We start from the raw sequence: 13003 nt of genomic DNA, 5'->3' as shown, positions 1-13003 counted from the left end.
ATCTAATGTGCTTTGTCGGACACGGTTTTGGCACCGGCCGGGACCAGATGGACCACGCGGTAACGGTTGTCACGGAGGTAGCGCAGCAAGGCCGGCAGCATGGCAGCGGTCTGCGCTTTGGGATCGTGCAGCAGGATGATGCCCTTGCGGGCGATCTGCAGCCGCTCGGTGAGCAGTTTCAACTGCTGCGCCGACGTCATCGGAATCCAGTCGCTGGCCCAGAGGTCGGCGCCGAATACGGCGATGCCGCGCTTTTGCAGAACATCCAGCGTCGCGGGCGTCATTTCAAAAAACGGAAAGCGAAAAAACGGCGTGCCCGGGGTCGTGCTGGCCTTTCCGTGAAGCGCCATCTCGACCGCCGATATGCCCTTGTCGATCTCGCCGATAGCCGCCTCCGGCTTCATGTATTTCAGATTGTGGTGAGTCCAGGTGTGGTGCGCGATGGTATGGCCCTCCGCCGCCAGTCTTCGCACCAGGCCGGGATGTTCGGAGGCCGGCTTTCCGATCAGGAAGAAGGTGGCGTGCACGCATTCATGCGCCAGCGCCGCCAGTATCTTCTGGTCCGTCGGAGGCCATGGCCCGTCGTCGAAGGTCAGAACCACTTCGTGGTCTTCCAGCGGCAGCGTTTGAGGAAAGCTCTTGAGGCCCACCCGCGGGTAGGTGGCGGCGTCTACCGCGAGAACGCGTGAGGTGCCGAGCGCGTCCTTGCGGCTGCATTCGGCAGCCTGAGCCGCCGCAATGAAGCCCATTAGTGCCGCGACCGCCGAGCACAGTACCGCGCTAAAATTTCGGGTCATTTCTGGCTGGACATATTTGGCATTGCGCTGGGTGTTGCCGATTGGGTAAGCGTGCAACGTAACTCAGACAAGTTCCCTCAATCTGTCAAACTGGCGAGGCGTGGCATGGCCGAGAATATCGACGTTGCCCAAGCCGGCGAAGCAGCGCAGGGCTCGGTACTCGACCGCCTGCGGATGCGGGACGAAGAGGGGCAGCTTCGCCACGAGTTTGTCGAGGAGATCACGCGCGCCATCCACGCCGCCGACCGGCCCCTGTTGTGCGAGGTGGTGGCGGAACTTCACGAGGCCGATCTCGGCGATTTGATCGTGGCCCTCGAACCCGAGGACCGCGTCACCCTCGTCGAGATCACCGGTGCCGATTTCGACTTCTCGGCGCTGAACGAAGTCGATGATGCCGTCCGCGAGGAGATCCTTGAGGAACTCGAACCGGAGACGGTCGCGGAGGGCGTTCGCGAACTGGAATCCGACGACGCGGTCCAACTGCTCGAAGGGCTCGACGAGGAGGACAAGGAGGAGATCCTCGAAAAGCTGCCGCCGTCCGAGCGCGTCGCGCTGGAGCGCAGCCTGCTTTATCCGGAGAATTCTGCGGGACGCCGGATGCAGTCGGAGTTCATCGCGGTGCCGCCGGACTGGACCGTGGGGCAGGCGATCGACTACATGCGCGACACCCCTGATCTGCCGGACCGGTTTTACGAGATCTACGCGGTGGATTCCGAAAAGCTCTGGCAGGGCGCCATCTCGCTGGACGCGCTGCTGCGCGCGCGCCGGCCGGTGCCGATCGCCGATCTGATCGACGAAGACCGCCGCCGTGTCTCCGTGCTGGACGACCAGGAAGAGGTCGCGCGGATGTTCGGCAAGTACAATCTGGTCGCGGCTCCCGTGGTCGACACCACCAACCGGCTTGTCGGCGTCATCACCATCGATGACGTCGTCGACGTCATCGAGGAAGAGGCCGACGAGGACCTCAAGGCGCTGGGCGGCGTCACCAGCGACGAAGAACTGTCCGACAATGTCTGGACCATCGCGCGCGCCCGCTTCAACTGGCTGCTGGTCAATCTGGCGACTGCGTTTCTGGCATCCTCCGTGCTCGGCCTGTTCGAGGGCCAGCTCGAGAAGATGGTGGCGCTCGCCGTACTGGCGCCGATCGTCGCGAGCCAGGGCGGCAATGCCGCGACCCAGACCATGACGGTGGCGGTGCGGGCGCTGGCGACCCGTGAGCTTGGCTCCAACAATGCGTTCCGCGTCGTGATGCGCGAGGCGATGGTCGGCCTCGTCAACGGGCTCGCCTTTGCCGTGATCACCGGCGTCGCTGCGGTGGCCTGGTTCAAGATCCCGGGGCTCGGCCTCGTGATCGGGCTTGCCATCATCTGCAACCTGGTTGCCGGCGCGCTCGGCGGCATCCTGATCCCGATGGTGCTGGAACGGGTGCGCGCAGACCCCGCGGTGGCGTCGGGAACCTTCGTCACGACGATCACCGACGTGGTCGGGTTCTTCTCGTTCCTCGGCATAGCCACGCTGTGGTTCGGGCTCAGGTAGCGCCTCATTTATCGTTAATCGAGTCTTAAGGCGCTTGTCCGATGATGTTGGCTCACGAGGTCAACATGCAGCGCTTGCGGCTGAAAGCGGACGGACGGATCGTCGAACTGCGGGACGGGCAGGAGTTCCCGCTTGCGCCGCCGATGCCCGAGCCCGCGCCGGCGATGTCCGGGCGTGCGGCCTTGCCGACATCGCCTGCCGAAACGACCTATGACACCCCGGCCTTGCCCGCGGTGCGCGACCTGCGCCGGCGCGCACGGCTGACGCAGACCGAATTTGCGGCAAGGCTCGGCGTGCCCGTCGAAACCATCCGAAACTGGGAGCAGGGCAAGCGCGCCCCCCGCGGGCCAGCGCGGGCGCTGCTCGCCGTGATCGCCCATTCGCCGGAAACCGTTTTCGCCGCGCTGGCCACGGAGGAACCGTCGCCCGCCTAGTTCGCGGTTTGACGGTTTTCTTTCCGCAAATCGGGCGTGCCCCGGATCGGGTCCGCCGCTGTTCCCCGCTCGAAGGCGCTATCGGTTGGCATGGCTGTTTCCGCAGCCCATAATGGGGCCGGTCCGCGGATACAACCGATGCTGTATGTCGAAGCCAATGGCGCAAAAATTCCGGCGATCGGGCTGGGCACCTGGGAATTGCGCGGACGCGCCTGCGCGCGGCTCGTCGAGCAGGCCTTGCGGCTCGGTTATCGCCATATCGATACCGCGCAGATGTACGACAACGAACGCGAGGTCGGCGAAGGCCTGCGGCTTGCGGGGGTGAAGCGCGATCGGGTTTTCATTACCACCAAGGTCTGGCCAACGCATTTCACGCCCCACGATCTGGAGCGTTCCGTCAAGGAAAGCCTGGTGAAGCTGCGCCTGCCCGAGGTCGATCTGTTGCTCCTGCACTGGCCGAACCCGCAGGTGCCGCTGGTGGAGACGCTCGGCGCGCTGGCGCGGATCAGGCAGCAGGGACTCGCCCGCCATATCGGCGTGTCCAATTTCACCGTGGCCTTGATCGAGGAGGCGGTGGCTTCATGTTCGGAACCGCTGGTCTGCGACCAGGTCGAGTACCATCCCTATCTCGACCAGACGAAAGTGAGGGAGGCCTGCGCGCGCAACGGCATGGCCGTGGTGGCCTATAGTCCGGTCGCCAAGGGCCGCATCAAGAACGATCGCGCGCTGCAGCGGATCGGCGACCGCTATCGCAAGACGGCGGCGCAAATCTGCCTGCGCTGGCTGGTGCAGCAGGGCGTGGCAGCGATTCCGCGAACGTCGAAACTCGAGCGGCTCTCGGAGAACATCGAGATCTTCGATTTCGAGCTGTCGGAAGCGGACATGCAGCAGATTTCCGACATGGGCAGCGCCAGCGGCCGGCTCACGGATTTCGGTTTCGCGCCGAAATGGGATTGAGGCGTGGCGCCGCCCGACGCTATGCTGGCGGGCCAGAGGAAAATCGAACATCGTTCCGATGCAATGGAGCTGCGGCGGATCATACCCACTGACATCACGGCGTCGGCGATCGCGCATGTGTCGCTGCTGACGCTGGTGCTGCTGTTTTCCGAGGTCCATCCGTTCGGCGCAGTGACCGCCGAGCAGATGCCGGTCGAGATCGTGACCCCGCAAGAGCTTGCCGAGAAGCAGGCGCCTCCCGACGGGCCGCCTGCCGAAAACAAGCCGGAACCGGTGCCGTCGCCACAGCCCGACTTCTCCCTGCTCGACAAGCCCGCCGCTGCCACGGCAGCCCCGCCGGCCGCGCCGCCTGCGCCCGCCGCGCGGCCGCAGAAGCAGGCTGTGCTCGCGACGCCGCAAGCGGCCCAGCCGCAGCCGCCATCGCAGCAGGTGGCGCCGCCATCGCAAGCAGCGGTGTTGGGCCACAATCCGCCCGAGCCGGACATCTCGATCAAGTATCAGGTGCTGCTCGGCCTGCCGCCCGATCTCTCGCCGCTGCCGCCGGCTCCGGCGCACGCCCGCAACAAGGGCGAGGACAATTTCGATGGGCCCGCGACCGAGGCCGCCGATATCGCGAGCACGCTGATCGCGGAATTCCGGCGTCACCTCAAGACCTGCTCGAAACTGCCGGCCTCGCTGTCGGGCGCCGACGACATCAAGGTCAAGCTGCGCGTGTTGATGACGCCGGACGGCAGGCTCGCCGCGGAACCGATCCTGATCGAGGCCAGCGCGTCGATGAAGGGGCCGTTGCTGATGCAGGGCGCGATCCGCGCGCTACAGGCTTGCCAGCCCTACGCGATGCTGCCGGTCGACCGCTACGGCGAATGGAAGGTGCTCGACCTCAGCTTCACGCCGCAGGATTTTTCCGCGTCCTGATTTTTTCTTTCTCCTTTCGGTGCGAACCGTTGCGACAAATTCACCCGCCATGTCGGAAACGGCCCCCGTCGTTCGTCCTTGGACAAGAGCGGCGCGTACGCGCGGCCGGCTCGGCCCATTTGGCAGACGAAAGGAACACCGCGATGAAGGTTACACAGCATCTCTGGTTCGAGAAGGACATGGAAGCCGCGATCGGCTTCTACACCTCGCTCGTCCGCGGCTCGTCGGTCGACTGGGTTTCGACATTACCGGCCGATACCCCGAGCGGTCCCGCGGGCAGCGTCAAGATCGCCGCCTTCACCCTGGGCGACCAGCACTACATGGCGATCGAGGCCGGTCCCCTCGACCCGTTCAACCACAGCTTCTCGATCATGGTCGAATGCGACACACAGGCCGAGATCGATCGCCTGTGGGACGCGTTGAAGGAGGGCGGACAGATCGAGCAATGCGGCTGGGTACGGGACCGCTGGGGCCTCTGCTGGCAGATTGCGCCCAAACGGCTCGGCGAGTTGATGCGCGATCCCGACGGCGACAAGGCCAAGCGCGTCGCCGAGGCCATGCTCAAGATGGTGAAGCTCGACATTGCGGGATTGGAGGCCGCAGCGAGAGGCTGAGGTCCAGGCGCGCTAATTCCCCATTGCCCGCCAGGCGTTGGAGGCGAACTGCCGCCGCCAGGTCACGATCACGACCAGCGCCGTCGTCAGCATCAATAACCAGGGGCTGACGAACCAGCCGAGATAGCCCAGCGCGAAGAAGAACGCGCGCTGGCCGCGGTTGAAATGCCGGCCCGCCGCCTCGAACAGGCGCGTCGTGCGCATCACATGGGCTTCGGCTTCCGTCGTGTCGCGCTGTGATGACGGCGGCATCGCGCCAAGCAGGATCGCGACATAGTTGAATAGGCGGTACGACCAGGCGAATTTGAAGAAGGCGTAGATGAAGATCAGGATCAGGCCGACGCATTTGATTTCCCACAGCGCGGGCGAAGGGGTGAGATCGACCGGCAGCTCGCGAAGCACGGCGAGCGCATCGTTGGTCGCCCGCAGCAGCGCCAGCGCGCCGCCGATCGCGATCAGGCTGGTGGAGGCGAAGAAGGCGGTGCCGTTCTGCAGCGAGGCCATGATCTGCATGTCGACCATGCGCGCCTCGCGATCGAGCATGTTCCGCACCCAAACCTCGCGATAGCGGTTCATGCGCGTCGACAGGCTGTCGCGGCCGTAGGCCGTGTGCTCGAGCGTGAAGCCGTAGATCAGCCATTCGACGACGAAGAATGCGACCGCGACGATATCGACCCTATAGGCGCCCATGTGGCGGCATCCCCGGTGATGGCTTGCAAATGTGATACAGGTTGAACGTGTGCGGTGCACTATGGCAAGATGCCGGCCCCAACAGGATTTCCCCCAAAATGTTGAAACTGGTCATCGGCAACAAGAACTATTCGTCATGGTCGATGCGGCCATGGCTGGCGCTGCGCGCCAACGACATCCCGTTCGAGGAAGTGTTCATCCCGCTCTACACCGACGACAAGGCGGACAAGGACCGGATCCTGAGCTTTTCGGATTCGGGCAAGGTGCCAGCGCTGATCGACGGCGACGTCACGGTGTGGGATTCGCTTTCGATCATCGAGTATCTCGCCGAGAAATTCCCGCAAAGCCGACTGTGGCCGGATGAGCGCGCACGCCGGGCGCATGCGCGCTCGATCTCGGCGGAAATGCATTCGGGCTTCATGCCGCTGCGCAATGAATGCGGCATGAACCTGCACCGTCCGGTCGGCGCGATCGATCTGTCGGACGACGCGCGCGCCAATTGTGGCGCGCATCCTGGAGATCTGGGCAGATTGCCACCGCCGTTACGGCAAGGAAGGACCGTTCCTGTTCGGCGCCTTCGGCGGCGCGGACGCGATGTTTGCGCCTGTGGTGCACCGCTTTCGCACCTATGCGATCGAGGTGAGAGGCGAGGCGCGGCATTATTTCGATGCCATGATGTCGTTGCCGGCATTCCAGGAATGGACCCGCGCAGGTCTTGCCGAAACGCTCGTCATCGAACGGTTCGAGACAGTCTGATTTCGGGCGCCGGGGCCCGGGCGGGGCGCCACGGCTCCCCGCAGCGCCGGCGTTGCTGATCTTCCAGCCGGGTGTCCGATTTTGGGAAAAGCGGCCGCAATGCGGGAGAATGCGGAATTCCCGGGAACCCCAAGATTAACACTTATCGCCCTGAAAAACATGCGGAATTTGCGTATTTGCCATGCCTTGATGCTGCTGGCTTTTAGGCGGTCGGCTGTGCTAGGTTGCGATAGGGTTCTCAAGTCGGCCGAAAGCTAGCGGGACCGTGAGCGCGGCCGGCGTTCTTGCGTAATGGAGAGGGCGTTGAAGCATAAGTACTCCGTTGGAGAGACTGTCTATTTTACTGCCAGCAACGTTGCCCGTCCGGCCGCCAGCGGCACCTATGAGGTGATCCGTCTGTTGCCGACTGATGGCGACGACTGCCAGTATCGCATCAAAAGCTCGACCGAAGCTTTCGAACGGGTCGCCAAGGAAAGCCAGCTCGCGATTTCCTGAAACAGTTGTGTGCAAGCAGCCGGCTGACGGGGTTCCACCTCGGTCGCCGTCAAAAGGCCCCGTTCGCAGAACCATTCTGCCGAAAAGCGAATGCGACAAAGACGCATTCGTCGTTCGATCGCGTTTGATGCTGCGTTAAGGGACACCGCGCATGAGCTGGGCCTGGGCTGCTTCGCTGGATCACATCTGGCGCTCGCCGAACCTTCCGTTGTACCTGACGCTGGCCACCGCCGGATTTGTCGGGATCATCGTTCTGATCACGCTGCTGCGGTCGGAGAGATCCGTGGCCAACGGCGTGCTTGCGCTCATCACGCTGCTTGCGGTCGGTGTCGCGGGGGCCGTGACCTTCCGCGGCTTCGGCACGGCAAACGTGGTTCAGTCGACCGAGGCGCGTCCGGTTCAGATCGCTACCGCGCCATTGCCGCAGCTTTCGTGCATTGACGAGTTGGCCGGCGATGCCGTCCTCGCCGCGTGCGAGAAGGCGCTGTTCGGTTCGGCCGAGTCGGTGGCCGCGGCCGTGGCCTACGCCGCCTCGCAGATCACGCTGCTGACCTCGCTCGGAGATGTCGCCACGGCGAACCAGGGCGCCGGCTCCGATTTGCTGGCGCTGCGCCGCGCCGTCGAGCGCGACCGTTACGGCTTGATGGCCTATGTGCTGACGGCGCGGGACCGTTGCACGCCATCTTCCTGCCGCGCGTTCCGCTCCCTGACCGAGACGCGTCAGATTGCGGCCAATATGGAAGATCGCGTCTATGAAAGCCTGATCATGCGCTACGCGTCCGCGTGGAACGCGCCGCAGGCCGCGACGGGCATGATCGCGGCGCTGCCGCCGTCGGTCCCGACGGGCAAGCCCACCAACGCCGAATTCCCGACCTCGGCCTCCACCCCGCCGGTCAACATCATGACGCCCGAGCCGCCGCTCGGGGCGGCGCCGAAGCCGGCGTCATCCGCTGCGGCTGCGCCGGCGTCACCTGCCGCGCCGCGTCCGGCCGCGGCGACACCGCCGGCATCGCCGCCGGCGCAGACCGCCGCCAAGAAGCCGCCGCCGGCGCCGAAGCGGCCGTCCAGCGCAACTCCGGTCCAACTGGCGCCGACGGCTGCGGCGCCCACAGCTGACAACAACGAGTGATCTTTTCAAAGCGTGCCCGGGCCGCTACATCAGCGGGATCATGCCGCTTCATCTCATCAAGCTTGCCGTCGGCTGCGAGTCAGTCAAGGAACTCAAGGGCTGGGTTGCCGAACGCATGGCAACCGCCAAGAAAAAGGGCCTGCCGCTTCGCCACGTCCACATCACACGGATGACGCCGAAGCGCGACGCGGAAATCCTCGCCGGCGGTTCGCTCTATTGGGTAATCAAGGGTGAAATCGCCGCGCGCGAAAAGATCATCGCGATCGAGCCGTTCCGCGACAAGGACGGTATCGGGCGGTGCCGCCTGGTGATGCAGCCCAAGGTGTTTGCGGTCTCGCCGCGGCCGATGCGCCCGTTCCAGGGCTGGCGCTATTTGACCGAGGATGCCGCGCCGGCCGACCTGACCAAATCCTCAGCCGCCAGCGTGGCCGCGATGCCGGAACCGATGCGCCGCGAACTGCGCGATCTGGGGCTGCTCTGACCGAACTGCCGCGCTAAACCCCGATATTGTCGATCAGGCGCGTCGTGCCGAGCTTCGCGGCGACGAGAATCCGCACCGGGCCTTCCTTCATCGAGGTGATCGGCGCCAGCGTCTCGGCGTGCCGGGCCTCGAAATAGTCCAGCGCGAAGCCGGCGGCGCTGATCAGTTCGCGGCCGGCTTCCATCGCGGCCGCCAAATCCTCGCCGGCCTTCAGCCGCCTGGCGCTTTCCTTCATGGCGCGGGAGAGCGTCGGCGCCGTCTGCCGTTCCTCGGCCGAGAGGTAGACGTTACGCGAGGACATCGCGAGCCCGTCGCGTTCCCGCACCGTGCGTGAGCCGATCACCTTGACGCCGAGGTCGAGATCGGCGGCCATCCGCGCCACCACCCGCAATTGCTGAAAATCCTTCTCGCCGAAGATCGCCACGTCCGGCCGGACTTGGGTGAACAGCTTGCCGACCACGGTGGCGACGCCGCCGAAGAAATGCGGCCGGAAACGATCCTCGAGGCCGGCGATGGCCGGACCTTCAGGCACGATGCGGGTGGCGAAGCCGTCCGGGTACATCGCTTTGACGTCCGGATTCCAGATCAGGTCGACCTTTTCGGCGGTGAGCCGGGCGAGATCGGCCTTCCAGGTGCGCGGGTACGAGCCGAAATCCTCCGTCGGTGCGAACTGCGTCGGGTTGACGAAGATCGATACGACCACTTTCTGTGCGCGGCGCTTGGCGAGCCGCACTAGCGACACATGCCCGTCATGGAGCGCTCCCATGGTCGGCACCAGCGCGACGGCGGCCTTTCGGGCGCGCAAGGCCTCGACGGCGCGACGCAATGCAGGAACGGTACGGACGACCATGGGACTTCGCGACATCTGGCCTCGATCTCTTGCAGCTTCTGGTGGGTGAGGGGACTTTGGTCCCCAAGGCTTTCGGCGGGCGCGCCGACCTTATAAGGCCGGAGCATTGCCGCCAAGGTTGCTCGGCAAGATTGCTTGCTCGGGAATGGCAAGCCTACGGCAGCTCAACGCGAGTCCACGCGCGCCCGGTTGATTCAACAAGTCTGCGGGCCGATCGCGGCAACGGAACGAAATCCGCACCATCGGGATTCATGATTAAAGACACACCGCGAGCGATTTGAATGCGTCGTCGTGCATTTCACTTGACCGCAGCCGCGCGTGATTTGAAGATATCGTGCGGGGGTTGAGTCATGTTGGTTCAGGCGAGTCAGGGTCAATTCGGGTCGGCGCATGTCGTCGTGCTCGGGAACGAGAAGGGCGGATCCGGAAAATCCACCACCGCCCTGCACATCGCTGTTGCCCTGATGAAGGCCGGACAGCGCGTCGCCACCATCGATCTCGATTGCCGCCAGCAGAGTTTCACCCGCTACATCGCCAACCGCAGCGCCTGGGCGCGCCGCACCGGTCTCGATCTCGAAATTCCGGTGCATTATTGCATCAAGCTCGGCGAGACGATGCAGATCGCCGACAATGAAAACTCCGAGTTCCAACAGTTCGCCCAGGCGGTCGGCACGGTCGAGCGCGCCTACGATTTCATCGTCATCGATACGCCGGGTTCGGACTCCTATCTGATGCGGCTGGCGCATTCGATGGCCGACACGCTGGTGACCCCGATCAACGACAGCTTTCTCGATTTCGACGTGCTCGGCACCGTCGATCCCGCGACCTATTCCGTGACCGGCGAGAGCCATTACGCGGAAATGGTGCGCGACGTCAGGCGCAAGCGCCGCCAGGTCGACGGCGCCACCACCGACTGGATCGTGGTGCGCAACCGCCTGTCGATGATCGGCTCGCGCAACAAGCAACTGGTCGCCGACAGCCTGAAGGACCTTTCGCTGCGGCTCGGCTTCCGTTCGATCGACGGGTTTGCGGAACGGGTGGTCTACCGCGAATTCTTCCCGCGCGGACTGACGGCGCTGGACGACATCGACGAGGCCACCCTCGGCACCCGGCCAAGCATGGGCCACGTGACGGCGCGCGAGGAGGTGACCAGCCTGTTACGGCAGTTGAAACTCCCGCTCGACGAACGCGGCCGCCGCCGCGCCGCGAACCGCGCCGAATGGTTCACCCAGGTCGACAAGCCGCTCGAAGTCCATGACATCATCGGCGACATCATCAGCGCCTGAGCCCTATCAGCGCCTGAGCCTTGGCCTATCGCGGCTTTATTACCGTCATTTTGAAGGGACCGGCGTTGGCGCCGGCATGCGCGACCGCCTCGTTGGCGCGGTCGAGATCGAACGCCGTGACTTCGAAATGATCGAGGTCGACCAGGCCTGCGCGGATCAGGCCGGCCATCAGGGTGGCCGCATGCGGCGGGTACATCCATTGCCCGCGGAGCATGATGCCGTTTCGCATCATCCACGAGTAGGGCAGGTCGACGCCGCCGCCGTCTTGCATGCCGACGCCGCCCATCAGCACCACCCGCCCGTGCGGCCGCACCGCCAGGATGGCGGTCCGCACCAGCATGGCACTGGCCGCGGGCGGGAGGATGTCGAGCACGCAGTCGATCGGGCCGGGTGCCGCCTGCAGGATGCGCGCGCGGTCGTCGGCCTCGTGGCCGCGCATCGGCACGGTCCGGACGCGGGCGCCGAACCGCCGCGTCAATTCACCCAGCGCCTGCTCGTTCCGCCCGGTCGCGACCACGCACTGCGCTCCCATCCCGAGCGCCACGGCAACGGCGGCGCTGCCGAAGCTGCCGGTGGCGCCGTTGACCAGCGCGATCTCTCCGGCTTGCAGCTGCGCGGCGAGGAACCCGCCATAGGGCACGAGCAGCGTGCCGAGCGCACACCATCGCGCCGCGTCGTCTTCGTCGATGTCGCCGATCGGGACTGCATTCTCCGTCGGCAGCCGCATTTGTTCGGCCCAGGCGCCGTCGTGGAAATACCGCTGCAGGCGCAGGCCGCCCTCGCTGCCGGCAGTAAGGCCCTGCAGGGCGATGTCGGGCGATAGCGCATTGTCGCGTGAGCGCACGGTCGGATCGCAATAGACCCAATCGCCGGGACGAAGCCGGGTCGCATCCGGGCCGGTGGCGCGGATGCGGCCGATCGCGCCGGGGCCGGGCACCACGGGCAGTTCCAGCAGGTACTTTCGCTCCCCGCTGAGGACCTCGTTGGCGTAGGCCAACACGCGGCTCGCCGCGACGTCGACAATGACCTCGCCGGTGCCAAGAAGCGGGTCGGGGAGGTTCTCGACCGCAAGCGGTGATCCGAACGCATTCAGGACGGCAGCCTTCATGGGGCCTCCTCGTTTCGATGATGCGGCATTCTCGCAGGGCTTCATGGTGCCAACAAGACCTGGTATTATCCTAGGACTATTAGGCCCCTTCTCAGGCGCGGCAGGCATGGCGGCATCAGGCACGAATTCGAGACAAGACGAACTCGGCGACTTCCTGCGGTCGCGGCGGCAGAAGCTGACGCCGAAGGCGGTCGGCCTGCCGGAGGGGCGGCGCCGGCGCACGCCCGGCCTGCGGCGGGAGGAGGTGGCCGAACTCGCCGGCATCGGCGTCGACTGGTACATCCGCCTCGAGCAGGGACGATCCGTCAGCCCTTCAGCGGCGACGATCGACGCCTTGGCGCGCGCATTGCGGCTGACCAAAGCCGAACACCGGCATCTGACGGAGCTGACGCAAAATTCCGACCGGCGCGCCTTCGTCCGCGAGACCGTTCCACCCGCGATCCGGCGCACGGTCGAGCAGCTCAATTTGCCGGCCTATGTCACTGGACGGCGCTGGGACATTCTCGCCTGGAATGCGGCTGCGGAAGAAATCTTTGCGTTCAGCCGGCTCGCCGATGCCGATCGCAACAGCCTTTTATCGGTGCTGACCAACCCCGCGACGCGGCGGTTGTTTGGCGCGTCATGGACGGATGAGGCCAGACGCATGGTGGCCCAGTTCCGCGCGACCCATGACCTGTGGGCCGGCGATCCCGCCTTCCGCGACCTGCTGGCGCGCCTGCGGGAAGGCTGTCCGGAATTTGCAGGATGGTGGGAAGCCCACGACGTCAGCGGCGTCGCGGCCGGACGAAAATCCTTGACCCATCCCAAGAAGGGCCGGCTCAAACTGGAATATGCGAGCTTTCAGGCCAATGACGACCCGGCATTGAAACTCGTCATTTACACGACGGTCTAAGTTTTCGGGGCCGGTGCCGGTATTTTTGCACCTGCAGGCCTACGGCTCCCGGGAACCAGTTCG

Annotated in this window: 14 protein-coding genes and 1 pseudogene; 11 read left to right on the top strand and 4 right to left on the bottom strand. The window is 65.1% G+C overall.

What is annotated here, in order from left to right; genetic code table 11:
- Window positions 1–2: 2 nt before the first annotated feature.
- The gene (locus tag V1288_RS31140) at window positions 3–797 is read right to left on the bottom strand and encodes a polysaccharide deacetylase family protein (protein ID WP_334360661.1); all 795 of its coding nucleotides are present in this window, start codon (window positions 795–797) and stop codon (window positions 3–5) included.
- A gap of 105 nt (window positions 798–902) precedes the next feature.
- Between V1288_RS31140 and mgtE the strand changes: the two genes are divergently transcribed.
- From mgtE to V1288_RS31115, 5 genes are all read left to right on the top strand, one after another.
- A complete protein-coding gene (mgtE, locus tag V1288_RS31135) occupies window positions 903–2333 on the top strand; it encodes a magnesium transporter (protein ID WP_334360660.1) in 1431 nt (476 codons plus the stop codon).
- A gap of 65 nt (window positions 2334–2398) precedes the next feature.
- The gene (locus V1288_RS31130; protein WP_334361452.1) at window positions 2399–2767 is read left to right on the top strand and encodes a helix-turn-helix domain-containing protein; all 369 of its coding nucleotides are present in this window, start codon (window positions 2399–2401) and stop codon (window positions 2765–2767) included.
- Between the two features lie 138 nt (window positions 2768–2905).
- A complete protein-coding gene (locus V1288_RS31125) occupies window positions 2906–3724 on the top strand; it encodes an aldo/keto reductase (protein ID WP_334360659.1) in 819 nt (272 codons plus the stop codon).
- Between the two features lie 3 nt (window positions 3725–3727).
- Window positions 3728–4639: a hypothetical protein gene (locus V1288_RS31120; protein ID WP_334360658.1), complete on the top strand. Its 912-nt coding sequence runs from the start codon at window positions 3728–3730 to the stop codon at window positions 4637–4639.
- A gap of 143 nt (window positions 4640–4782) precedes the next feature.
- The gene (locus V1288_RS31115) at window positions 4783–5253 is read left to right on the top strand and encodes a VOC family protein (RefSeq protein WP_334360657.1); all 471 of its coding nucleotides are present in this window, start codon (window positions 4783–4785) and stop codon (window positions 5251–5253) included.
- A 12-nt stretch (window positions 5254–5265) separates the two neighbouring features.
- On the opposite strand, the gene V1288_RS31110 is transcribed toward V1288_RS31115, so the two are convergent.
- Window positions 5266–5943, bottom strand: coding sequence for a DUF599 domain-containing protein (locus V1288_RS31110; protein WP_334360656.1), 678 nt, complete (start codon window positions 5941–5943; stop codon window positions 5266–5268).
- 98 nt (window positions 5944–6041) lie between these two features.
- Between V1288_RS31110 and V1288_RS31105 the strand changes: the two are divergent.
- The 4 genes and pseudogenes from V1288_RS31105 to V1288_RS31090 all read left to right on the top strand — a co-directional run bounded on the left by V1288_RS31105 (window position 6042) and on the right by V1288_RS31090 (window position 8804).
- Window positions 6042–6699: pseudogene (locus tag V1288_RS31105) on the top strand (glutathione S-transferase family protein).
- A gap of 291 nt (window positions 6700–6990) precedes the next feature.
- Window positions 6991–7194: a hypothetical protein gene (locus V1288_RS31100; protein WP_108517906.1), complete on the top strand. Its 204-nt coding sequence runs from the start codon at window positions 6991–6993 to the stop codon at window positions 7192–7194.
- 151 nt (window positions 7195–7345) lie between these two features.
- Window positions 7346–8323 carry a hypothetical protein gene (locus V1288_RS31095; protein ID WP_334360655.1) on the top strand — a complete coding sequence of 326 codons (978 nt, stop codon included), beginning with the start codon at window positions 7346–7348 and terminating at the stop codon, window positions 8321–8323.
- 40 nt (window positions 8324–8363) lie between these two features.
- Entirely contained in the window at window positions 8364–8804 is a 441-nt protein-coding gene (locus tag V1288_RS31090) for a DUF1489 family protein (RefSeq protein WP_334360654.1), read from the top strand.
- 13 nt (window positions 8805–8817) lie between these two features.
- On the opposite strand, the gene panC is transcribed toward V1288_RS31090, so the two are convergent.
- Window positions 8818–9669: a pantoate--beta-alanine ligase gene (gene panC / locus V1288_RS31085; protein WP_334360653.1), complete on the bottom strand. Its 852-nt coding sequence runs from the start codon at window positions 9667–9669 to the stop codon at window positions 8818–8820.
- A 335-nt stretch (window positions 9670–10004) separates the two neighbouring features.
- Here panC and V1288_RS31080 point away from each other — a divergent pair, with 335 nt between their 5' ends.
- Window positions 10005–10940 (top strand): division plane positioning ATPase MipZ, encoded by a 936-nt coding sequence (locus V1288_RS31080; RefSeq protein WP_334360652.1) that lies wholly within the window; start codon window positions 10005–10007, stop codon window positions 10938–10940.
- Between the two features lie 25 nt (window positions 10941–10965).
- Here the strand turns inward: V1288_RS31080 and V1288_RS31075 are convergent, their stop codons facing one another.
- Window positions 10966–12048: a zinc-binding dehydrogenase gene (locus V1288_RS31075; protein ID WP_334360651.1), complete on the bottom strand. Its 1083-nt coding sequence runs from the start codon at window positions 12046–12048 to the stop codon at window positions 10966–10968.
- Between the two features lie 106 nt (window positions 12049–12154).
- On the opposite strand from V1288_RS31075, the gene V1288_RS31070 reads away from it, so the two are divergent.
- Window positions 12155–12940 carry a helix-turn-helix transcriptional regulator gene (locus V1288_RS31070; RefSeq protein WP_334360650.1) on the top strand — a complete coding sequence of 262 codons (786 nt, stop codon included), beginning with the start codon at window positions 12155–12157 and terminating at the stop codon, window positions 12938–12940.
- The last annotated feature ends 63 nt before the right edge of the window (window positions 12941–13003 follow it).

The sequence above is a fragment of the Bradyrhizobium sp. AZCC 2176 genome, from assembly GCF_036924645.1.
Classification (GTDB): Bacteria; Pseudomonadota; Alphaproteobacteria; order Rhizobiales; family Xanthobacteraceae; genus Bradyrhizobium.
The sequence above is the reverse complement of the archived record's forward strand: the minus strand, read 5'-3'. Positions and strand labels throughout refer to the sequence as shown.

What these genes read in the sequence shown, in the direction of transcription:
- V1288_RS31130 (WP_334361452.1), top strand. Translation starts at nt 2,399, where the DNA reads ATGCAGCGCTTGCGGCTGAAAGCGGACGGACGGATCGTCGAACTGCGG.
- V1288_RS31080 (WP_334360652.1), top strand. Translation starts at nt 10,005, where the DNA reads ATGTTGGTTCAGGCGAGTCAGGGTCAATTCGGGTCGGCGCATGTCGTC.
- V1288_RS31075 (WP_334360651.1), bottom strand. Translation starts at nt 12,048, where the DNA reads ATGAAGGCTGCCGTCCTGAATGCGTTCGGATCACCGCTTGCGGTCGAG.
- mgtE (WP_334360660.1), top strand. Translation starts at nt 903, where the DNA reads ATGGCCGAGAATATCGACGTTGCCCAAGCCGGCGAAGCAGCGCAGGGC.
- V1288_RS31100 (WP_108517906.1), top strand. Translation starts at nt 6,991, where the DNA reads ATGGAGAGGGCGTTGAAGCATAAGTACTCCGTTGGAGAGACTGTCTAT.
- V1288_RS31095 (WP_334360655.1), top strand. Translation starts at nt 7,346, where the DNA reads ATGAGCTGGGCCTGGGCTGCTTCGCTGGATCACATCTGGCGCTCGCCG.
- V1288_RS31125 (WP_334360659.1), top strand. Translation starts at nt 2,906, where the DNA reads ATGCTGTATGTCGAAGCCAATGGCGCAAAAATTCCGGCGATCGGGCTG.
- V1288_RS31070 (WP_334360650.1), top strand. Translation starts at nt 12,155, where the DNA reads ATGGCGGCATCAGGCACGAATTCGAGACAAGACGAACTCGGCGACTTC.
- V1288_RS31110 (WP_334360656.1), bottom strand. Translation starts at nt 5,943, where the DNA reads ATGGGCGCCTATAGGGTCGATATCGTCGCGGTCGCATTCTTCGTCGTC.
- panC (WP_334360653.1), bottom strand. Translation starts at nt 9,669, where the DNA reads ATGTCGCGAAGTCCCATGGTCGTCCGTACCGTTCCTGCATTGCGTCGC.
- V1288_RS31115 (WP_334360657.1), top strand. Translation starts at nt 4,783, where the DNA reads ATGAAGGTTACACAGCATCTCTGGTTCGAGAAGGACATGGAAGCCGCG.
- V1288_RS31140 (WP_334360661.1), bottom strand. Translation starts at nt 797, where the DNA reads ATGACCCGAAATTTTAGCGCGGTACTGTGCTCGGCGGTCGCGGCACTA.
- V1288_RS31090 (WP_334360654.1), top strand. Translation starts at nt 8,364, where the DNA reads ATGCCGCTTCATCTCATCAAGCTTGCCGTCGGCTGCGAGTCAGTCAAG.